Origin of the sequence: Streptomyces regalis (genome assembly GCF_001509475.1) — a bacterium.
In the GTDB taxonomy this organism is placed as follows: Bacteria; Actinomycetota; Actinomycetes; order Streptomycetales; family Streptomycetaceae; genus Streptomyces; species Streptomyces regalis.
Window position 1 is genome coordinate 58,498 of record NZ_LLZG01000361.1, and the last position, 20,802, is coordinate 79,299.

General features: G+C 69.6%; 18 protein-coding genes and 1 pseudogene. 16 read left to right on the forward strand and 3 right to left on the reverse strand.

Translation table 11 applies throughout. The features are described 5' to 3' along the window. Positions 1 to 310 precede the first annotated feature (310 nt). Positions 311 to 801: pseudogene (locus tag ADL12_RS32380) on the forward strand (YceI family protein); the annotation flags it as partial. Between the two features lie 3 nt (positions 802 to 804). On the opposite strand, the gene ADL12_RS32385 reads toward ADL12_RS32380, so the two are convergent. Both ADL12_RS32385 and ADL12_RS32390 read right to left on the reverse strand, forming a co-directional pair. Beyond that, positions 805 to 2,049 (reverse strand): RNA-guided endonuclease InsQ/TnpB family protein, encoded by a 1,245-nt coding sequence (locus ADL12_RS32385; RefSeq protein WP_062708518.1) that lies wholly within the window; start codon positions 2,047 to 2,049, stop codon positions 805 to 807. Positions 2,050 to 2,352: 303 nt separating this feature from the next. After that, positions 2,353 to 3,705, reverse strand: coding sequence for an NsdA family TPR-like regulatory protein (locus ADL12_RS32390; protein ID WP_062708521.1), 1,353 nt, complete (start codon positions 3,703 to 3,705; stop codon positions 2,353 to 2,355). Positions 3,706 to 3,925: 220 nt separating this feature from the next. Here ADL12_RS32390 and ADL12_RS54360 point away from each other — a divergent pair, with 220 nt between their 5' ends. The 9 genes from ADL12_RS54360 (at position 3,926) to ADL12_RS32430 (ending at position 9,854) form a co-directional block, all read left to right on the forward strand. Then, positions 3,926 to 4,261: an ATP-binding protein gene (locus ADL12_RS54360; protein ID WP_062708524.1), complete on the forward strand. Its 336-nt coding sequence runs from the start codon at positions 3,926 to 3,928 to the stop codon at positions 4,259 to 4,261. Then, positions 4,255 to 4,773: a hypothetical protein gene (locus tag ADL12_RS32400; protein ID WP_159053359.1), complete on the forward strand. Its 519-nt coding sequence runs from the start codon at positions 4,255 to 4,257 to the stop codon at positions 4,771 to 4,773. Before ADL12_RS54360 ends, ADL12_RS32400 begins: the two co-directional genes overlap by 7 nt. Before the next feature lie 34 nt (positions 4,774 to 4,807). Beyond that, positions 4,808 to 5,008, forward strand: coding sequence for a hypothetical protein (locus ADL12_RS32405; protein ID WP_062708530.1), 201 nt, complete (start codon positions 4,808 to 4,810; stop codon positions 5,006 to 5,008). A gap of 433 nt (positions 5,009 to 5,441) precedes the next feature. Continuing rightward, positions 5,442 to 6,563: a radical SAM protein gene (locus ADL12_RS32410; protein WP_062708534.1), complete on the forward strand. Its 1,122-nt coding sequence runs from the start codon at positions 5,442 to 5,444 to the stop codon at positions 6,561 to 6,563. 8 nt (positions 6,564 to 6,571) lie between these two features. Continuing rightward, positions 6,572 to 6,703, forward strand: coding sequence for a hypothetical protein (locus tag ADL12_RS57850; RefSeq protein ID WP_279617181.1), 132 nt, complete (start codon positions 6,572 to 6,574; stop codon positions 6,701 to 6,703). A gap of 87 nt (positions 6,704 to 6,790) precedes the next feature. Next, positions 6,791 to 7,597 carry a protein kinase family protein gene (locus ADL12_RS32415; RefSeq protein WP_341846386.1) on the forward strand — a complete coding sequence of 269 codons (807 nt, stop codon included), beginning with the start codon at positions 6,791 to 6,793 and terminating at the stop codon, positions 7,595 to 7,597. An 11-nt stretch (positions 7,598 to 7,608) separates the two neighbouring features. Further along, positions 7,609 to 8,067 (forward strand): hypothetical protein, encoded by a 459-nt coding sequence (locus ADL12_RS32420; protein WP_062708537.1) that lies wholly within the window; start codon positions 7,609 to 7,611, stop codon positions 8,065 to 8,067. Positions 8,068 to 8,300: 233 nt separating this feature from the next. Further along, on the forward strand, positions 8,301 to 8,756 hold the full coding sequence (locus ADL12_RS54365) for a hypothetical protein (RefSeq protein WP_159053360.1): 456 nt from the start codon (positions 8,301 to 8,303) through the stop codon (positions 8,754 to 8,756). Between the two features lie 624 nt (positions 8,757 to 9,380). Further along, on the forward strand, positions 9,381 to 9,854 hold the full coding sequence (locus ADL12_RS32430) for a PPOX class F420-dependent oxidoreductase (RefSeq protein WP_062708541.1): 474 nt from the start codon (positions 9,381 to 9,383) through the stop codon (positions 9,852 to 9,854). Positions 9,855 to 9,897: 43 nt separating this feature from the next. Here the strand turns inward: ADL12_RS32430 and ADL12_RS32435 are convergent, their stop codons facing one another. Beyond that, positions 9,898 to 10,665, reverse strand: coding sequence for a TetR/AcrR family transcriptional regulator (locus ADL12_RS32435; RefSeq protein ID WP_062708543.1), 768 nt, complete (start codon positions 10,663 to 10,665; stop codon positions 9,898 to 9,900). 356 nt (positions 10,666 to 11,021) lie between these two features. Between ADL12_RS32435 and ADL12_RS32440 the strand changes: the two genes are divergently transcribed. The 6 genes from ADL12_RS32440 to ADL12_RS32460 all read left to right on the forward strand — a co-directional run bounded on the left by ADL12_RS32440 (position 11,022) and on the right by ADL12_RS32460 (position 20,695). Then, positions 11,022 to 11,195: a plantaricin C family lantibiotic gene (locus tag ADL12_RS32440; protein ID WP_062708545.1), complete on the forward strand. Its 174-nt coding sequence runs from the start codon at positions 11,022 to 11,024 to the stop codon at positions 11,193 to 11,195. A gap of 53 nt (positions 11,196 to 11,248) precedes the next feature. Next, the gene (locus ADL12_RS55130) at positions 11,249 to 11,419 is read left to right on the forward strand and encodes a class II lanthipeptide, LchA2/BrtA2 family (protein ID WP_167364450.1); all 171 of its coding nucleotides are present in this window, start codon (positions 11,249 to 11,251) and stop codon (positions 11,417 to 11,419) included. A gap of 189 nt (positions 11,420 to 11,608) precedes the next feature. Further along, positions 11,609 to 14,674 (forward strand): type 2 lanthipeptide synthetase LanM family protein, encoded by a 3,066-nt coding sequence (locus ADL12_RS32445; RefSeq protein WP_062708549.1) that lies wholly within the window; start codon positions 11,609 to 11,611, stop codon positions 14,672 to 14,674. Positions 14,675 to 14,676: 2 nt separating this feature from the next. Beyond that, positions 14,677 to 16,884 carry a peptidase domain-containing ABC transporter gene (locus ADL12_RS32450; RefSeq protein ID WP_244188132.1) on the forward strand — a complete coding sequence of 736 codons (2,208 nt, stop codon included), beginning with the start codon at positions 14,677 to 14,679 and terminating at the stop codon, positions 16,882 to 16,884. Continuing rightward, positions 16,881 to 19,715 carry a type 2 lanthipeptide synthetase LanM gene (gene lanM / locus ADL12_RS32455; protein ID WP_062708552.1) on the forward strand — a complete coding sequence of 945 codons (2,835 nt, stop codon included), beginning with the start codon at positions 16,881 to 16,883 and terminating at the stop codon, positions 19,713 to 19,715. The genes ADL12_RS32450 and lanM overlap by 4 nt, the downstream gene beginning before the upstream one ends. A 5-nt stretch (positions 19,716 to 19,720) precedes the next feature. Next, positions 19,721 to 20,695, forward strand: coding sequence for an LLM class flavin-dependent oxidoreductase (locus tag ADL12_RS32460; protein ID WP_208614666.1), 975 nt, complete (start codon positions 19,721 to 19,723; stop codon positions 20,693 to 20,695). Positions 20,696 to 20,802: the final 107 nt, after the last annotated feature.

The window sequence follows — 20,802 nt, forward strand, 5'->3', positions numbered from 1 at the left end:
CCCGTCGTCCGCCCGAAGGGCGGGCCGCGCCGGTGGCGATGGGGGTGCCCCCGCGCGAGCCGAGCGAAGCCGGTTCGCGCGTGGCGGAGCGTGCAGCTGCAAGGCGGAGGAGGGAGTCGACGCGGAGCGTCGGCGACCGACGACAACGCGGCTGGGGGTCCCCCCTCTGGGGGAGCGCGTGCCAGACGAGATTGACGACCGGGCCACGCCCCGGCCCGTGGCGGGTGGCGCGCTCTGAGTGGAGGTGCGTCGCGTCGCGGGCCGGCTTCTTTGTGGCCAATTTGTGAGTCTTTGCAGGGAGTTGGATGAGATGGGACTGAGGGCGAGGATCCGCACCCGGGACGGATGGGCCGTGTCGCACGCCGTCGTCACGGTGACCGACATGACCGGAGCGCAGGTGCTGCGGGCGGAGGCGGACGCGGAGGGGGCCGTACGGGATCCGAATCCGCTGCCTGCGGGGGCGTACACCGTCATCGTCACCGCCGTCGGCTACGCGCCCGCTGCCGCGAGCGCGATCGTCACGGCGAGCGGGCGGGCCGAGGTCGGCACGGTGACGCTGGCCCGGCAGGGCGGCACCGAACTGCCACCGCCCGGACCGTGGACCGTCGACCCGGCCCACTCCAGCGTGGGCGCCGTCGCTCAGCACCTGGGGATCTCCAGCGTGCGGGACCGTTTCACGCAGTTCTCGGGCTCGATCGAGATCGCGCCGGATGATGTGGCCAAGCCCCGGTGGAGGCGGTGATCCGGGCCGCCGCCATCGACACGGGGAACGGGATGCGAGACGGGCATGTCAACTACCCGCCGCTAAAGCGTCGGGCTTGCACAACGGGCATCACTGGCTGTGATGCTGCGTTTGCGTCCAGCCCCGCCCCGGCGCGTGTGCTCCGGCGGTGGGGCAGGGGCCGTTGACTGGACCCCGCGTCGCCACAACTCCCGCGCACGGGCGCGGATGTTGCGGGAGCCGTTCCGGTCTGCGTGATCAACGAATCCGCAGTTCCGGCACGCGAACCAGGCCTGCGAGACACGGTTCGCCTTGTCCATGTGCCCGCACTCGGCGCAGGTGCGCGAGGTGTACGCCGGATCGACGTACACCACCGGCACCCCCGCCCGGCGGGCCTTGTACGCGATGAACGCTCCCAGCTGGGCGAACGCCCAGGAGTGGAGGGTGGCCCGTTGGGGCTTGCGAAGCCGTACCCGCTCGCGGATGCCCGTGAGGTCCTCCAGGGCGATTCCGCGACCGGTGCGTTCTGCCTCGGCCACCACGTGTTTCGCGATCTTGTGGTTGATGTCCCGCGCCCGTCGCGCTTCCTTGCGCCTGCGTTTCTTCAGGCGGCGTTTGGCGGACGGGGTGTTCTTGCGTTGCAGCCTGGCCCGCAGGCCGCGTTCCCGGGTGCGGATGCGGTTGAGTTCGCGTCCGGCCGTGATCTCGCCGTCCGAGGTGGTGGCGATGTTCACGATGCCCAGGTCGATCCCGAGGAAGTCCACCGGATCGGTGTTCAGCTCGGCCTCCGGGACCTCGCAGGTGGCGTTCAGGAACCACATGCCATCCCGCTCCAGCAGGTCCGACTCGCCCCTGCGATACAGCGCGAGAGTGGCCAGCTGCTCCGGACTGGCGGTGAACGCCACGTCCTTCACCCGCCCGGTCACGGTCCAGACCGACACCCGCCGCTCGGGGATCTGCCAGGACAGCATCCGGTCGTCATAGGGCTGCGCGCCCTGCGGGTGGAAGACGATCGGCTTCTCGGTGGCCTGCCGGTAGCGCTTGGAGCCCGGCTTCCCCAGGTTCCCGGCCTTCAGGTTCGCCTTGAGTGTGGCGTACGCATCGCAGGTCTTCTTGATCGTGTGCTGGGCGGCCTGTGCGCCCAGGTTCCACCGGGACCTGATCTCGCCGTAGACGTGTTTACGCAGGGCGAAGTTCTTGAACTCACCGCGCTCGAAGGCGACCTCACTGGCCCAGGTGGCGGCCTCGTTGCACGCATGCAGGGTCGCCTGGAGCGCCGCCGCCTGCTCCGGCGTCGGCAGCAGCTTTACCTGCACCACCAGCTTCACAGGACCGAACGTACACATCCGCGCGAGAGGCCACCCCACGTTCGAAACCGATCAGCATAACGAGTGACGCATGCGACCTTGCATTGACGCCTGGGCGGGATTCCGGCCGCTCCATGACCGAGCAGGCACGCCGCTTGGCCCATGGATGATCAGCGCATCCGCCGCCTCGAATCCCGACAGTGGCCCTGGCCCACCATCGCTGCGGTCCTCGTCGAAGTCTTGTAGCCCAGTCCAGATACGCAGCGCCCCCGTTCCCCGGCCATGCGCCGGGGAACGGGGCGCCTTTGTCGTTGTTCGTGCGTGCTACGCCGCGGCGACCAGCTCCCGCGCCCGCTCGTTGAAGTCCGCGACGAGCCGATGCTTCCCGAACGGCTCCATACGCCGCTGCAAGTCCTGCACCGCCTCGACGCACCGCGAGCTCTTGACCTGCTGCGACAGCCTCAGCGTCCGCAGCCCGGCCGCGTGTGCCGCCTCAAGGTCCCGCCGCTGAAGGTGTGAGACCGCGAGCGCCGCCTGCGACATCGCGCCTCGCCGAGCGCGCCGCTGCTGGCGGGCGTGGTCGATGGACTGGCGAGCGTGCTGCTCTGCGGTGGCCGCCTCCCCGAGGTCCCGGAAGGTGTTCGCGTGCTCGCCGTGCAGGTACGCGGGGTCGATGAACGCCGCCCACTCCTGCTCGTCCTCTAGGCGCACCCGGCCATACGCCGTCTCCGACTGAGCGACGGCGCGCGCCGCTTCGCTCTTGTCGCCGAGCTTCGCGAGCGCGCGGGCTTCGAGCGCCCACAGGTCGGCGAGGCACGCGGGGGAGGTGTCCTTGCCGAGCCCGGCACGGCCGGCCTGCGCGAGCCGCCGCCCTTCGACGGGGTTGCCGAGCAGCGTCGCCTGGTCGGCCATGCCTGCCAGGACGTGCGCGCCGAGGGCAGCGTTCTTCGACTCCTCCGCCAAGCGCAGTGACTGGATCAAGTACCTCTGCGCGGTGCCGTGTTCGCCGTTGTCGTACGCCATCCATCCGAGAAGGTACGTCTGCTCGGCCGCCGCCTCGCACAGCGCACGTCGCACCTCGTCCGAGTGCGTACGGCGGAGCAGCGGGTAGACGTGCTGGTTCATGTACTCGGCGAGGATGAGCCGCCCTGAGCCGCCGCCCTGGAGTACGTCCATCTTCTGGAACTCGCCGAACATGTTCTTCACCGCGGTGACGTCTTCGAGGCGCACGCGCGGTCCGGGTTCGGGGTGTTGGTCAAGCGTGTTGAGCAGCCAGTCGCGCGACGGCCCGACGGCTGCGACTGCGGCAAAGGGCGCCGCTGCCAGGAACTTGCGACGATCCACGTCGGCCCTCCCCAAGTCGGCAACGGCTTCCACCGTAACGGCGAAGTCGGCGTTGTAGAGGAGCGAGCGGTCCGTACTGCCGCCCTCGGCGAAGCCAAGGTCGTACGTCGTGACCCGAAAACCGACGGCTGCCGAGATCACGTCGGCGATGATCTCGGGAACGGGCTGACGTGGCTGGAGTCCGCCGAGCCAGCGTCGTACGGCCGTGGCGTCCGGCTGGATGTGAGGCTGCCCCCACGTCTGAGCTGCGACTTTGAGACGTCGGGCCAATTCCTTGTTGCTCATGCCGGACCGCTCAAGCCACCGTGCGAGATCCGTGTTCGGTGACGTCATGTTCAGCCCTTACCCCTTCGCTGCGGCGCGTAGTTCAACTGCCACCCTGTGCCACCCCCTTCGACGGTACCTCCGGATACGCCGCCGAGGTTGCCTGGTTGAGCGAACCAACCGTGCAGGCAAGGGAGTTGCACATGCCAAGACCGGTGGCGCAACGGTTCCCCCGAGCCGATGCGGCAGTACCCGAGGCCCGTTCCTTCTTACGCCGTGTGCTGGAGAAATGGAACATCACCGACCGTTCCGAGGACGCCTGTACTGCCTGTCCGAACTGGCCACGAACGCGATCGTTCACACGGGTGCAGAGGGCGAGTACTTCGACGTCGAGGTCTCCCTGGCCGACGGCTGCCTGCGCGTTGAAGTCCGGGATCTGACATGGCGGAAGCCGCAAGTGCAGTCGCCGACTCCGAATGACACGTCCGGACGCGGCCTGCTGCTCGTCGACGCATTGGCAGACGGATGGGAGGTAGAGCCGTGCGTCCCGCACGGCAAAACCGTATGGACGGAATTCAAGATCGAGGAGCCGTCGCCGTTTCCGGCGGGAGCGACTCCGTGTTAGCCCAGGCCCCGACCGTGCCCGCCTCCGTCGCCCCGAGCGCTGGACTCCTCGCCTCGGTGGCCGCGTGGTTCTGGATCGACCTCACGCAGGCCGGCCACGTCGCCTTCCTGCTGATCGCGCACCCGCCCGAGCGGCGCCCCGACGAATCACCGCAGGAGATCGAGGCGCGCATGCGCGGACTCGCCGACGCCCTCACGCTCGCCGCGCCGCACAAGCCCCTCCCGCACATCGGCCCCCGCCTTTTCATGCACCGATCTGCGGACGCGCTGCTCAGTCTCGACGACTGCGACTACCTCCTACGCGTACCCATCGGCGGGGAGTGGGCGCGCTTCGCCTGCGCCGGCGGAACGGTCACCATCGCGGTCGGCCTCGACCCCCTGGGTCCCGGAGCACCCCTCGCGGTCGTCGACGCGTATGTCACCGAGCGGGTCATCGAGGGACGGCTCTACCTCGGAAAGACCCGTGCCGAGCATCCACGGAGCGCCGCCCGACCTGGGGTGATCCCCGTCTGAAGCTCCCCCAGCCGACACACCAGCGGCTGGGGTGATGAACCCCAACAACACCACCGAGAGGAAGCACGAGGACGTGAGCAACAAGAAGAGCACCGTCAAGGCGGCGAAGGCCGAGATCAAGCGGGAGATGCGGGGCGCCTCGAAGCCCCCTGCCAGCACCCAAGGGGCTCTCGCGGATCGCTATGTCCGCAGCCACACCCCCGACTCGCTGTACGGCGAGGACAAGAACGCCTGACCTCCAGGGCTGCGCCCTCCCAGGTACCCGGCGGTCGAGGCCACGACCGCCGGGCAAACGCCAACAGCTGAATAGGAGCTGACGACGCGATGCGCGACCTTATCGGTTGCCTCGCCATCTGGTTAGGGCCGTCTTTCCGGCGCTTACTCCGATCTGCGGTGAGCCGGGCTGCGGCCTGTCTTGTACGCCCCGTTCCCGAACCACCGAAGCCCGTACTTCCGGAACCCGCGTCGTACATGCGGCGCCCACTACCAGCCCATGTACACGAGCGGTTCCGTCCCCTCGACGGACACGCGATCGCCCTTGTGCGCCCGTACGTCCTGGTTCACGAGCGCCGGATGGAGCAGTGGCGCCAGAGAGAGCGCCGTACCGCGCTCGCGATCGACGTGATGGCCATCGGCTACGAGTTCCCCCTCAACGACGGGAGGGTCCTGTGTACGACCTGATCGTCGCCCCGTTCCTGGGCGACTCCTACGTCTTACGCCCCGGGAGCGCGAAGGGGATGCAGATCCCGGCGCACCGGTATCTCGAACTCCAGCAGGCCGTGACAGACGGCGGCGAGGTCCCGAGCTGGCTATGCGGCCCCGTACAGCGGCAGTGGAGCCTGGACCTGACGGGGTCCCGTGCCGAGTCCACCCTGCTGGTGCGCGACCCGTCCCCGTACGGCCACGGCCGCGCCTCGTACGAGCTCAACCTCGGCTGCAACTACGCCTGCAAACAGTGCTATCTGGGCCTCAAGGAGTTCGCCGGGCTCGACTGGAGCGACCGCGAGAAGGTGCTGCACGTTCTCCGGGACGCTGGCGTGGTCTGGCTTCAGATCACCGGCGGTGAGCCGACCATCGACCGACACTTCGCGGCGGCCTACTCCCTGGCGTACGAGCTCGGGATGATGATCGAGGTTCTCACCAACGGGTCACGCCTCCACAACCCACTGCTCCTCGACCTCTTCGCGAGCCGGCGCCCATACCGGCTGACGCTCAGCATCTACGGGGCCACGGAGGAGACGTACGACGGCCTCACCCAGCGGCGCGGTTCCTGGAAGAACTTCACGCGGGGGCTGAACGCGGCGCACGAGGCCGGGTTGCCGATCGAGCTGACGGTCATCGTCACCGACGACAACGTGCACGAGGTCGAGGCCATGCACGCGCTCGGCGAGCGGTACGGCGCGGTCACCCGCGAGTACTCGCAGATGTCGCCGACGATCTACGGCGGGGCGGAGTCCCTGTCTTCCCAAGCGACGGCCTACCTGCGCGAGCGGAAGCCGTTCACCGGCTGCGACGCCGGCCATACCTCCCTGCACGTGGACCCCCACGGGCTGGCCAGCGTCTGCAAAGTCTCCCGTGACCACCCGATCTCCTTGGTGACCGAGGGGGTCGCGGGACTGTCCCGGCTCGGCGACATCGCCGACCGGGCGCTGGGGCGCCAAGGCGGCTGCGCGGGCTGCACCCTCAGCAAGTCGTGCAGCACATGCATGCCGCTCGCCGCCTTGTACCGCAAGGCGGGCGCGCCCCTGAACCGCTACTGCCAGCACACCGAGACAGAGGGAAGGAGGTGACACCCCCCATGGCGCCCGTCGCAGTGAAGATCGCCACCACGTCGAAGGTCGAAGAGGACGAGATCGAGTTCGTCGACGACCTCGACGCCGTCTCCGGCACCGAGGTCATGCTCGGCTGCGGGAACGACAACCCGTATTAGACCGAGTCCACACAGGGGCCGCCCGCCACACACGGGCGGCCCCGCCACTCGCTCCCTTCCCACTCCTACACTTCCGCCGTGGTGACCATGAGACTGCACTGGAACGACCTCCCCACCGCCACCCGCGACGCGATCACCGCGCGCACCGGCCCCATCTACGCCACCCGCACCGCGGACAAGGGCCTCAACAGCGAGATCGCCGCCACCCTCGACACCCGCACCGGACGCGTCTTCGTCAAGGGCCTGCGCTGCGACCACCCCCGCGCCTGGACGCAGCACCGCGAAGCCGTCATCAACCCATACGTCGCCCCGTTCGCGCCCCGCCTTCTGTGGCGGATCGATGACGGCGAATGGAACCTCCTCGGCTTCGAGTACCTCGACGGCCGCCCCGCCGACTACAGCCCCTCGTCCCCCGACCTGTCCCTCGTCGCCGAGGCGATCATCACGCTCGCCTCCATCTCGGCGCCCGCAGATATCGAGCTCAAGCAGATCGAACAGCGCCTCGCCGACTACCTCGACGACCCCGAGGACGCCCAACTCCTGCGTGGCGACACCCTGCTGCACACCGACTGGACCCCGGACAACGTCCTCATCGTCGATGGCGCTGCCCGCGTCGTCGATTGGGCCTGGCCCACTCGCGGCGCCGCCTGGATCGACGCGGCCTGCTGGGTCGTCTGGCTGATCTCCGCCGGCCACACACCGGAAGCCGCCGAACAGTGGGCTGCCAAAACCCCAGCCTGGGCCACGGCGTCGGCGCGCGCCCTTGACGTGTTCGCCACCGCCCAACAACGCCTGTGGGAAGGCATCGCCGCAGACGCCCCTGACGTGCCCTGGAAGCGCGGTCTCGCCGACGCTGCGGCCTCCTGGTCGGCCTACCGCCGAGCAGGACGATGAGGGGAGTTTTGATGGCAACCGACCCGCCCATTCACCCCACCGAGACGCTCACCACCCCCGCCGGGGACCAGGCGGACATCGACACCGAGATGGTCCCCGTCATCCGCGAACTCTGGCGCCTCGGCTTCACGACCACGGCTTGCTGCCAGGACGTCGGCGAAGCCACCGCCGGCGTCCGTGCCCAGCGTGACGTTCCGCTCGGTTACGGCGGCGACGGCTTTATCGCCTACCACCGCGGCTACGCCCTGCTGAAGATGCCAGTCGCCGACGCCCAGCGGCTGGCTGCGCTCCTCGCGGAGACCGCGGGCTTCGGCGACCGCATACGCAGACCCTGGAGCGTCGGCTCTTGGCGCATGAACGTCCCCCTCGAACCCAGGGGCCCTGCTGATGAGGCCCTCCTTCACTTCCCGCGCACCCAGATCTCTCTGCTCATCGACGCCCTCCGCCAGCGAATCGGGGAGCCCGATTGATGCCCATGGTGGTTGCGCCGCCCCGTGGGGCATACCAATCGCGCAAGTAGGGCATAGGAAGAGCCTCACCGATACGTTGGAACAGACTCGCCCTTCAGTCCGTTCCCGTATATGAGAGGCGGCTGTGCGGCCCTACGCGGGTAGTACACATGATCGATTCGGGGGTCTGATCAGTGTCGTTGACACCCTTCGCTTCGGCGTTGTCTGCAGGGATCACAGCAGGCACTACGCTCATGTCCGAGCGAGCCAAGGACAGAGCGCGACGGAGGACGATTGAGTTTGACGTAAAGGGGATACCGACTGTTCCCTTTCGGCTCAAGCTCGTCCCGCCCAAGAAGTGCGGTGCCATGTGGGCGCTTGTTGGATTTAGCCTCGACTCTGCTGGTGGTACCGCGTACATGGCCCCGGTACTGCTGGGGAAGGAGCTCACGGGGCAACTTCCCTACGGTCATTACCAGATCCTCGTTCTCTTTCTGGCTCAGAAACTAAACCCGGACCACCATCCGAGGCTCCTCGGGATGGCCGAGGGATTCGAAGCGATCATGCCGGGGGACGTGAAGCTCCGCATCGTTGGGCGGTGGGCGACCTACGCAAACACTGAACGTCTGCGTAGCTTGCCTGGCGTGGGGGGAACTCCCGATCACATTGCCTTCACCGCGCCGTCGGTGGACCGCGCTCGACACGAGTGATCCGCTTCTGCAACTCGCCAACCGATCCGCACAATCCCCGCCGACCCAGCAGACCGATATCTGTGCCGCTCGCGGTACAGACGCGAGGACATGTCAGGGTTCTCTCAGAGCTCTAGGTAACGAGCAACTGTGCAGTACTCACTACTTCGGTCGGATGCTCAACATGTTGGCCGCGAAGAGGGCCCTTGATGAGGCCATAGGGATCTCGAAACCGGGGCATGGAAGCGCAAACTAACTAACGGGCGTCACCGAGTACGTCGTCCCGCCCAGGCCAGAGCGGCGGGACGGCGACCGTTTCACGGCGTTTCCCGGGGAGTTCCTGGGGAGTCCGGGGAGCCCCCGGGGAGTGCGAGCCCGTAAAATCCCGCACCCCTGTCAACGCCCTGAAACGCATGAAACACCAGGTCAAAGCGTTCCAGGGCGCCAACCCCAAGCTCACCGCCCCCTGGTCCGGGCTAAGAGGGGGAAGGCTGGGACCTTCATTCCGAACAGGCGCCGGTACAGCGGCCATCGGTCCACTGAAGGTGGAGCTGTACATCCAGGCGGTGCAGGGGGAGTCGCTGCCGCGAGGGTAGGCACGGCAGGGTCACGCTGAGCGGGCCGATCTGCCCCTAGGCTGACCCCATGGCACCGAACATCGCGACGAACACCCGCGTTTCGCTCGAAGAGTTGCTGGACTTCGTACGGCCCCGCCATCGCGCCCTGCTGCTGACCCGGCGGGCCGACGGCAGCCCGCAGGCCTCGCCGTTGACCTGCGGGGTCGACGACTCGGGGCGGATCGTGGTCTCCACGTATCCCGAGCGGGCCAAGACGCGGAACGCCAAGCGGGATCCCCGGGTGAGTGTCCTTGTCCTCAGTGATGACTGGAACGGGCCGTGGGTGCAGATCGACGGTTCCGCCGAGGTGATCGACTCGCCGGAGTCCGTGGAGCCGCTGGTGGAGTACTTCCGGAACATCTCCGGTGAGCACCCGGACTGGGACGAGTACCGGCAGGCGATGGTGAAGCAGGGGAAGTCGATCATTCGGGTCACGCCGGAGAAGTGGGGGCCGGTGGCTACGGGTGGATTTCCCGCGCGGCTTGTTTCGGACGACGCCTGAGAGCTCGGGGGTGCGGGTCGTTCCCCGCGCCCCTGAAGGGGCGCTAGCCGTGCCGCGTCTTCTGGACCATCGCCTCGATGCCCGCCACCAGTAGGTCCAGGGCGAACTCGAAGTCCCGTTCCCACATTTCCTCGACCGTGTCGCCGCCTCGGGCCGCCATGAGTTCCGAGGCGTCCTGGACGATGTCGGAGGTGTCCGGGGCCTGCGTCACCATGCTCATGGCGTGGTGGAAGTAGTCGTCGGGGGTCATGCCGAAGGCCGCGCTGCGGGCGAGGAAATGGCCCTCCATCGTGCCGAAGCCGTACACGAACTGGAAGACGGCGGAGATGGCGGCCACCAGGCCGTGTGCGGGCAGCCCGGTCCTGCGGATGATCCGCTGCACAAGGCGGGAGAAAGCGAGGCTGTTCGGGCCGATGTTGACGTAGGTGCCGATCAGCGGCGACAGCCACGGGTGGCGGACTAGCAGGTCGCGGTACATACGGGCCAGCGCGCGCAACTGGTCCCGCCAGTCCTCGTCCGCCTCCGGGTCGGGCAGCGTCAGTTCACCGAACGCGGCGTCGAGGGCGAGTTCGAGCAGGTCGTCCTTGGTGTCGACGTACCAGTAGACGGACATCGCCGTGACGTCGAGCTCCGTGGCGAGGCGCCGCATGGAGAACTTGGCCAGGCCCTCGGCGTCCAGCAGCCGCACCGTGACCGCGACGATGCGCTCCCGGTCCAGCCCCGACGGCTGCCCCCCGCCGCGCCCTCCACGGCGGGGCCCGCCCTCCAGCCAGACACTTGCCCGCGCCCTCCGCTTGGCCGTATCCGCCATGGCGCACCTTCCTCACGTCCGATGCCGGTCATGCTAGGCCTGTTGCCTGGAAAGACCGCAGACACGGCCGGCCATTCCGCCTCCCGGTGACCAGTCCTTTCCCGTCCCGGTGACCTGTTCCCTTCCCGTCCCGGTGACCGGTTCCTTCGCGTTCCCGTGGCCTGCCCGGCTGTCCTGCCCCGCCGCGCTGCGCCTGCCGCGTGCCCGGCGCGTGCCTACCGCGTGCCTGCGATGTGCGCGGAGTGTGCGCCCGGGACATTTCGCGTGTGCTCCGGAAGAACGTCGCACCGGGAGGCTCTTCTCAGCCGCCACCGAACGGGGCGGCTTCGCATCCCGACCATCGGAGGGAAACGGAAATGGAATCCGTCTACCAGGGCGACATCGCCCTCATCGACGAGATCGCCGAGCAGGACTTCGACGGTGTCGCCTACGGCGCGTGCACCACGAACACCTTCTCCCTGAGCGACAGCCTCGGCAACAACGGCGGCTGGTGCACCTTCACCAAGGAATGCCAGCCCAACTGCAACTGAACTCCGGGTCGTATTCCGGCAGTTCATCGAACCCACTCAGAAAGAGGTAAATCATGCAGGAGAAGCACGAGGACATTCTCGGCGGTTACGACGAGCTGGAGCTCGTCGAGCTGGGCGAGGAGGGTGTCTACGGCGGCACCGCCTGGGCCTGCGCGACCGTGAGCGTCGCCAGCGCCGTGAGCGCCGCGGTGTGCCCGACGACGAAGTGCACCAGCAAGTGCTGACACAGCGGCGCCGTTTCGGCCGCTGAAGCCGGCCGGCCCGTGAAGAACCAGTGGGCCGGTGGCATCGATTGATTGGGACGGAATGGGGGGCGGGTCAGGTTCCCCCCATTCCGTCCAGTCCGACCGCTCTCTCGGCTGCGGCCAGTCTCTTTGGCGTCGAGGGCATCGCGCGACATTGGAGCAACAGACGTGACATCTCCAGCCCTGTACTATCCGGAGTTCGACAGCGTCGAAATCGAAGAGACCATCTCTCCGCTTGCCGAGTTCGACCGGGAAATCCTCTCCGCCGTACACAAAGGTGGCGCCCACAGGGCCGCTTCGGTCGGCGAGGCCCGGGCGTCCGCCGCTGAATGGGCCGACCGCAGCGAGGACTATCCGTTCCAGCGTGTCATCAGGACGATGGCCGCCTCCCTGGCGGAGCGCGAACCGATCTCCTCCTTCCTCGACTCCCCGGCCGTCTGGGACCTCTTCGACGATCCGCGTACCGCGCTGCACCAGATCCTCGGACGGGCCGAGTCCCGGCTGCGGGAGACCTGCACCAGGGCCCTGGTCGCGGCCGTCAACCACGCGCGCGAGAAGGGGCTGCTGACGGGCACCGACCCGGCCGAGCGCTACGCGTCCTTCGTCGAGCGGGCGACGCGCACCTCCTTCGCCGAGGCCGGCGGCGTCGACTTCCCCGTTCTGCACGGCGTCGTCCCCACGATCCTGCGCAACGAGGCCGACAGCATCATGGAGATGTGCTGTCGCCTCGGCGCCGACCGGAGGGCGATCGCCGCCGCGTTCGGCATCGCCGAGACCGACCGGATCGTCTCCCTGGGGCTCTCCGAGGGAGACACGCACCACCACGGGCGCAGTGTGTCCGTGGTGCGGTTCGCTTCCGGCAAGCACCTGGTCTACAAGCCGCGCGACGTGTCCTGCGAGGCGGCGTACGAGAGGCTGGCCGGCGAGCTGAACCGCCGCCTCGGCACCCGCCTCGTCGCCGCGGCCGTGCTGAAGCGCGACGGGTACGGATACGTCGAGTTCATCGACACCGAGGACGTCTCCGACCGGTCCGGGGACTTCATGGAAGCCAGTGGCGAACTGGCCGCCGTGCTGTACCTGCTCAACGCCCGGGACATGCACTTCGAGAACATCGTCCCCACCCGGCGTGGCCCCGTCCCGATCGACCTGGAGACCATCCTGCACCCGGCCCGCATCCACCGGGGCCCGACCCCCGAGGCGCCGGGCAACGCCTTCGAGACGATCGCGCAGTCGGTCTACGGCATCGGGATCCTGCCGCTGGTCATGGTCGGCAAGAAGGCCACCGCAGGCCATGTCGACCTCGGGTTCCTCGGCGACCAGGGGCAGGGCAACTCCCCGTTCAAGAGCATGCAGTTCGAGGAGCCGTTCACCGACCGGGTGCGCCTGGTGCTGCGGGAGCAGGAGGCGCAGCCGCGCCGTACGGTCGTCAGCACCCTCACCGAGGACGAGGTCCACGCCCTGGGCGAGCGGATGACGGACGGCTTCACCCGGGTCTTCCGTGCGGTCCTCGAGGACCGGGAGACCTTCGCCGGCCTGCTGCGCGAGACGGTCGCCGACGTGCGGGTGCGGTATGTGCACAACCCGACCGTCCTGTACGCGCAGACGATGCGGATGACGTCGGGTGCCCGTGCGCTGGCCGACCACGACGTGTACGCGGCACTGCTGAAGCGTGTCGCGATCCCCAGCAAGACCTCGGACCGTCAGATCGTCCGCTCCGAGATGCGGCAGCTCGCCGAGCGTGACATCCCCTACTTCACCGTGGCGAGCACCAGCGTCGTCCTGCAGGACGGCGACGGCGCCGAGGTGGCCTCCTTCCCGGAGTCGCCGCTGGAGCGGGCCCTGGCCAAGGTGCGGGCGATGACCGAGTTCGATCTGCAGGAGCAGCTGCGGCTCATCCACTCGGCGTTCGCCTGCCGCTTCCCCGACAACCATCTGGCCGCCGCGCTCCCCGCCGCCCCCGACACCGAGCGGGCCGGCACGGCGCCGGGCGCGGGGTCCGACCCGTGCGCCGACGGCACGGCCGCCGCGCTCGCGGCCCGCCTGTGCGACCGGCTCATCGCCTCGTCCCTGCCGGACAAGTACGCGCATCTGCCCCGCACCTGGATCGGACCGCTCGCCTCCGCCCAGGTGGGCCGGCCCTGGCCGCCGACCGTGCTCGGCTACGACCTGTACACCGGCCGCGTCGGGCCGGCCCTCGCCCTGGCCGCCGCGGGCCGTGTCCTGGGCCGGGACGACTACCGGGAGCAGGCCACGCAGATCTTCTCGACCACGGCGGACATCCTGGCCCGTGAGCGGTACGAGAAGCGGAGCATCGAACAGGCGGGGTTCGCCGGGTACACGGGCATGGCCGGAATCCTGTTCGCGCTGACCGCGGCCGGCCGGCTGCTGGACCGCGACGACTGGGTGAGCGCCGCCCAGGGGGCCGTGCCGCTCGTGCTCGGCCAGCTGCGGGCGCTTCCGCAGGCCGAACTGCCGCTGGATGTCATTTCAGGTGTGGCGGGCGTGCTGTCCTGCGTCGCGGAGATCGGCGGGGAGCACGGTGCGCAGGCCGTGGCGGAACTGACGTCGCTGCTCACCGCCGGGCTGCCCCGTGACGGCCGCGAACCGGCCGGCCCGGCCCGTGCCGCGCTGGAGCAGTCCGGTTACGCCCACGGCATCGCCGGGCTGCTGCATGTGCTGTGCCGTGCGCACCCGCTGCTGCCGGCCGACGGGCGTCCCGCCGTCGAGTCTGCCGCCGCGTATCTGGCGGGTCGGCTGGACGGCTTCTTCGACCGGGCCGAGAACAACTGGTTCTCCAACGTGGCCACGCCGACGTCGTTCTCGACCGGCTGGTGCCACGGCGCGACCGGGATCTCGCTCGCCCTGGACGCGTACGCCGGGCTGTCCGGTGACCCGGACGCGGCCCGCAAGAGGGACATGGCCGTCGGCAACCTGCTGCGGCACGGCTTCGGCCGGAACCTGACCTGGTGCCACGGCGATCTCGGCAACCACGACGCGCTCACCGCCCTGGCCGCGCGGACGCAGGACCCCGTCCTGCGCGAGGCGCGCACGGCGGTCGAGGACAGGTGGCTGCGGCCGGAGGTCTTCGAGCGCAAGCTCGCCGACACCCGCAGCCGCTACGCCCACACCAGCAGCCTGATGGTCGGCTGGGCCGGTGTCGTCCTGCACCTGGTCCACCGCCTCGATCCCACTGTGCGGGTCTCCCCCGTCACGCTGACCGTGGAGGGCCGGTAACCATGCGGTTCACCAGCCGGCGCGGACACGCGCGCCGCATGCCGACGATCACCCAGATGTCGCAGACCGAGTGCGGGCTCTGCTGCTGCGTCGCCCTGCTGCGGTACTACGGGCGGGACGAGGACGTCTCCAGTGCCCGCGCCGACATGGAGGCGGGCCGGGACGGGCTGAGTGCCGGACAGCTGGCGCGGTTCCTGCGCTCGCGCGGTATGGACGCCAAGCTGTACCGCTCCAAGGGCGTCGAGGCGCTGGAGCACTTCACCGCGCCGGTCATCCTCTACTGGGAGGACTACCACTTCGTCGTACTGGAGCGGTTCGACGGCCGCAACGCGGTCGTGATGGACCCGGCCGTGGGGCGGCGCCGACTGACCCGCGCGGAGCTGGAAGCCGGTTACAGCGGTGTCGTGCTGACCGCGGAAGTGGGCCCGGACTTCGAACGCAGCCGGCGCGGCCCGCTCGCCGACTGGCAGGCGATGCCGCTGTTCGCGCAGGGCTCCCGCAAACGCATCGCGCTGGTGGCGCTGCTCTCCCTCGGCGGCTATGCGGCGGTGCTGGGCATCCCCATGCTCACCGAATGGGCGGTGGACCGGTACGCGCGCTGGCAGGGCCTGACCGACCTCATGCTGGTCCTGCTGATCATCGGGGGCGTGGCGGCCGGGTACTTCCTGCTGCAGCTCATCCGCGTGGCCGTGCTGTCGTCGGTGGTCGCCCTGCTGGGCCGGCACCTGATGACGCACACGTTCACCAGGCTGCTCTCGCTGCCGTACAAGTTCTTCACCACGCGCCAGCCCGGCGAGCTGCTCTTCCGGCTCAACAGCGTGAACGCGATCCGGGACCTGCTGTCCTCACGCGTGGCGCAGGGCGTCCTGGACTTCGGCACCCTGCTGTGTGTGACCGGGTACCTGTTCGTCGTCGAGTGGCGGCTGGCCCTGATCGCGCTGGCTCTGTTCGGTCTGAACGCGGCCTACCTCGTCAAGACACGCGTCCGGGTGCTGGAGACCGTCGACGCGGAGCTGAGCCAGCTCAGCAGGAGCCAGTCCACCCAGCTGGACGCCATCGTGTCGATCCCGACGATCAAGATGGGCGGCTACGCCGACGAGTTCGTCGAGAGCTGGAGCAAGGTGTACGGCTCCTCGCTGGAGGCGATGAAGGCCCGGATGCGGCTCCAGCAGGGCCGGATCGCGGGGGTCGCCACCGCCACGCAGATGTTCGGCCCGGTCGTGCTGCTGCTGTGCAGCCTGTACTTCGTCGGCCGCGGGCAGATCTCCCTGGGCGGTGCCATCGCCGTTCAGGCGGTGGCGGGCACGTACTTCGCGCTGTCGACCTCGGTCTTCCAGACGTACACCGAGTTCAGTGAGGCGTCGCGGTACATGGCACGGCTGAACGACATCACGAGGACGCCGCCGGAGCCGGACGGCGGGCCGCTGAAGGAGCTCCCCAGCACGTCGATCAGCCTGCACGACGTCAGCTTCCGGTACACCAGGCACAGCGACTTCGTCGTGCGGGACGTGTCGATGGACATCCCGGCCGGCTCGCGTGTCGCGCTCGTCGGCGCCTCCGGCTCGGGCAAGAGCACGCTCGGACGGGTCATCTGCGGACTGTACGAACCGACCGTGGGCACCGTGCGGTTCGGCGGCCGCGACGCCTGCGAGTACGACCGCGACGCGCTGCGCCGGACCATCGGCTACATCCCCCAGGAAGTGCACCTGCACAACCGCACCATCCTGGAGAACCTGACGATGGGCCAGGACATCCCCGAGGAGACGGTGCGCGAGTACTGCGCCGGCGTCGGCATCCTCGACTTCCTGAACGACCTGCCGATGGGGCTCAAGACCCTGGTGTCCGAGTTGGGGGCGAACTTCTCCGGCGGCCAGCGCCAGCGGCTCGCGATCGTCCGCGCGCTGCTCCAGCGGCCCTCGATCCTCGTCCTCGACGAGGCGACCGCCTCCCTCGACACCGTCAACGAACGCCGGGTCGCCGAGATCATCGAGGACATCGGCGCCACCCAGATCATCATCGCCCACCGCCTGGCGACGATCCGGTCGGCGGACCACATCTACGTCTTCGACGACGGCCGGATCGTCGAACACGGAAGCCACACCGAGCTGTTGAACGGAGGGTCTGTGTACGCGGACCTGTACGCGGAGAAGCCTGAGCCGCGCGACGAGGCCCTGGCCGTCGCCTCCCTGGTGGGAGGGGAGCGGGCATGACCAAGCCGCATGTGGCGATCCCCGCCTTCCTGCCCTTCTACCGCCATCTCTCCCCGCGCCGCGGCGTGGAGTCCGCACTGCGCGACCTGATCGCCCCGCTGACGGGTCCCGAGCACCTCGACACGGTGCTCGACCAGGTCTGGGAGGGCCTGATCGGCACGGTGGAGTCCCAGGCGTTCCGCGCGCTGATCGGTGAGTTCCACACGTTCCGCGAGGAGCACGGGCTGCCGATGAGCGCCGACAGCGACGAGGCGCTCGGCCGCTTCGGCGACCACCTGGAGGACCCCGCCGTATGCCGGCGTGTCCTCGACACGTACCCGGTGTTGCACGAGCGTCTGGACACGATGCTCGCCAACTCCCTCGACGCGTACGAGGAGTTGTTCACCGCGTTCGGCACCGACCGCGCGACGCTCACCGCCGCGGGCCTGCTGCCGGACCCGACGGCAGGCCCGCGCCTGACCGGGCTGTTCCTCACCGGATCCGACCTGCACAACGGCAACCGCCAGGTGGTCGGGGTCCACCTGTCCGACGGCACGCGGCTGGTCTACAAGCCGCGCGCCCTGGTCGCCGACGCCTTCGTGCGCGATCTGTACGCCGCCGCCGAGCCGCACCTGAAGCACTCGCTGCGCGACTGCCTGCCCGCGTCCGTGACCGTCGGCTCCCACGGCTGGCAGCAGTTCGTGCGCCCCGAACCCATGGCGAGCGCGGACCAGGCGGCCCGGTACTTCTACCGGTTCGGCGCCCTCTGCACGATCTTCGGCGCGATCGGCGCCTCGGACCTGCACGACGAGAACCTGCTGGCCTGCGGCGAGCATCCCTGCGTCATCGACACCGAGACCATGGTCCGGCCCGACGCCGGCGTCGACAACGACTCGCTGCCGCACGTCCTGCTGAACCAGATGAAGCTGTCGGCCGCCTCGACCATGCTCGTGCCGATGGTGAACCCGACCTCGCCCATCGACGTCCTGATGGCGGGCGTCGGCATCGCCGACGAGCAGCCGTCGAGCATGACCCGGTCGGTGATCCGGGACAACGGCACCGACCGGATATCCGTCGGCCGCGAGCCGTTCACCTACCGTCACGGCGGCAACGTGCCCCGGATCGGGGACACGGCCCTGTCGGCGACGGACCACTTCTCCGCCATCCTGGCGGGCAGCACCGACGCCCTCGCCTTCGTCCGCTCGGACACGATCGGCAAGGTGCTCGACAGCTACCCGGACATGCCGGTGCGCTTCCTGGTGCGCTCGACCATGGTCTACGGCAGGTTCATCGACGCCTCGACCCACCCGAAGTACCTGGGCCGGCCCGAGGACGAGGAGCGGCTGTTCGGCCTGCTGGGCAAGTTCCCGGACTACCTGTCCACGCAGGGCGCCGCGTTCGTGGCCACCGCGGAGCGCGCGTCGCTGCGCACCGGGAACGTCCCGTACTTCATCTCCCGCGGCGACTCCACCGAGCTGGCCACCCTCACCGCCCGCTTCCCGGACGTCTACCGGACCTCGCCGCTGGACAACGCGCGGCGCGGGGTGGCCCTCAACGCCCGGCGCTCCGACACCTACCACCAGTTCCTGCTGGAGGAGTGCTTCGCCGAACTGCACGACGAGGCCTCCCCCGCCGGGCTCTCCGCGACGGGCGTGTTCGCACCGGCCCTGCGCGACGCACCCGGTCCGGGCACCTGGTGGCGCGGCATCGCCCGCAGCATCGCCGATGTCAGCGTGTCCCACGACACCCCCGACGGCCCGGAGCTCGGCTGGGTGTGCGGCATCGGGCCCGACCGGGGCACCACCACCCTCACCCCCGGCCACTACGTCTCCTTCCACGACTCCGGCGGCATCGTCACGTTCCTGCGGGCCGCCGCCCGCCTCGACGGCGGCCTGCACGAGGTCTCCCGCGCGGCCGACCGAGGCCTGAGCACGCTGCTCGCCGCATACGGCGAGGGCCTGATGCAGACCCCGGAGTCGGTGTTCACCGGCGCCTCCTCGCTGCTGCTCGCACGGCCGGACCGGACGGACGCCGACTGGCTGGACGCAACCCTGGACCGGATCGCCGAACGGGCCGCCGCAGGCACCCTCGACACCGACCTGGGCAACGGCCCCGCCGGCCCGCTCATGGTGCTGCTGTCGCGCATGGAGCGGGGCGAGCTCCCGTCGGACGGCTACGACGAGAAGCACCTCGCCCAGCTGCGCGACCACACCCTCGACCACCTGGCGAACCCCCGCACTGCCGCCTGGTACGACGTCGCCCACGGCGAACTCGGCCTGCGCTGGGCCGCCTCCCGCATCGGCCGTGTGCTGGGCGACGCACGCCTCGCGGCGGAGTCCGCCGACTGGCTCACCCAGCGCATCGGCCAGGCCGAACGGCCTGCCGTGCCCGGCTGGTGCAAGGGCGCCGCGGGGCTGCTGCTGTCCGCGGCGGAGATCCTGACCACGGCCGGGCGCACGGACCTGCTGTCCGGCGCCCGCCTCACGGCCCTGGTGGACGAGGCGACCCGGCTCCCCGAAGGACGCGCCGTCGACCTGTCCGTCTGCCACGGCAGCAGCGGCGTCGTCCAGTCCCTGATCGCCGCCGCCCGCATCCTGGACGACCCGTCGCTGGTGGACCAGGCGCGGGCCTACCAGGAGCGGGTCCTGCAGCACGCGCGCCGGTACGGCTTCTGCACCGGTGTCGCGGGACGGAGCTCCCTGCTCGGCTACATGCTCGGCTGGTCCGGCGCGGGCCACACGGACCTGCTGCTGCACAACGCCACGACGGCCGGCGCCGGTACCGGTACCGGTGCCGGTGCCGGGTGGGGCGTCCCGGTGGCGTTCACGAGCGACCCGCACGGAAAGGACTGATCCCAGTGCGGCACTCCATACTCCTGCCCATCGGCGCCTCCCGGCCCGAGCAGGTGATCCCCTTCGCGAACCTGGTGAAGTGGGCCGGGGCCGCGCGGCTGTGGCAGGGGCAGGGCATGCTCCTCGACAGCCACCAAGTGGCCGGCTGGCTCGCGGGCGCCGGCATCCGGGTGCCCTGCGGCTTCGGCGTCTCCCTGATGCCGTACCGCTCCCCGTACCAGGCGGCCATCGAGGCCAGGTCCGTGGCGCTGGCCACCGGACAGGACGTCGTCGCGGGCTTCGGCCCCGGTTCGCTCGCCGCCCAGGCGGGCGCCCTGGGCAAGCCGTACGCGAGCCAGCTCGGCGCGTGCCGCGAGTACGTCGGCATCGTGCGATCCCTGCTCGACGGGCAGATCGCGGACGTCCCCGGCGACCACTTCCGCGTTCGGGCGAAGCTGGTCGACTACCACCGCCCGCCGGTGTCGATCGGCCTCGGTGTGCTCCGGGAGAGGATGGCCGAGCTCGCCGGTGAGGTGGCGGACGTCGCGATCACCTGGATGGCGTCGGCCTCGTACGTCGACGAGGTGCTCCTGCCCGCCCTGCACGGGGCCGAGGAGCGCACCCTGCCCGACCCGGTGAAGGTCACCGCCGTCGTCCCCGTGGCCCTCGCCGCTCCCGGCCGCAAGGTGTCCGACCTGGTGAACGCCGCCTGCGGCACGCACATCCAGTACCCGCACTACCAGGCTGCGCTGCGACGCGCCGGCATCGCGGTGACCGGCGACGGCGATCCCTCCGACGCGGTGAAACTCGTGGACGGCGGTGCCTTCCTCTACGGAACGCCCCAGGAAATCCACGAACGACTCGCGCAGTACCGCGCGCTCGGCGTCGACGAGGTCGTCCTCAACGCCTCCGGGGTCGGCAACACCCTCGGCCCGCGCGCCGCGGCACAGGACCTGCTGGCCATCCTCAACGCGGCGCCGGAAGGGGGCCGACGGTCGTGACTGTTCGTCTGTACGACACCAGTGCCCGGCAGATCCGTGACTTCACCCCGCTCACGCCGGGCTGTGTCTCGATCTACCTCTGTGGCGCCACCGTGCAGGCCGCGCCG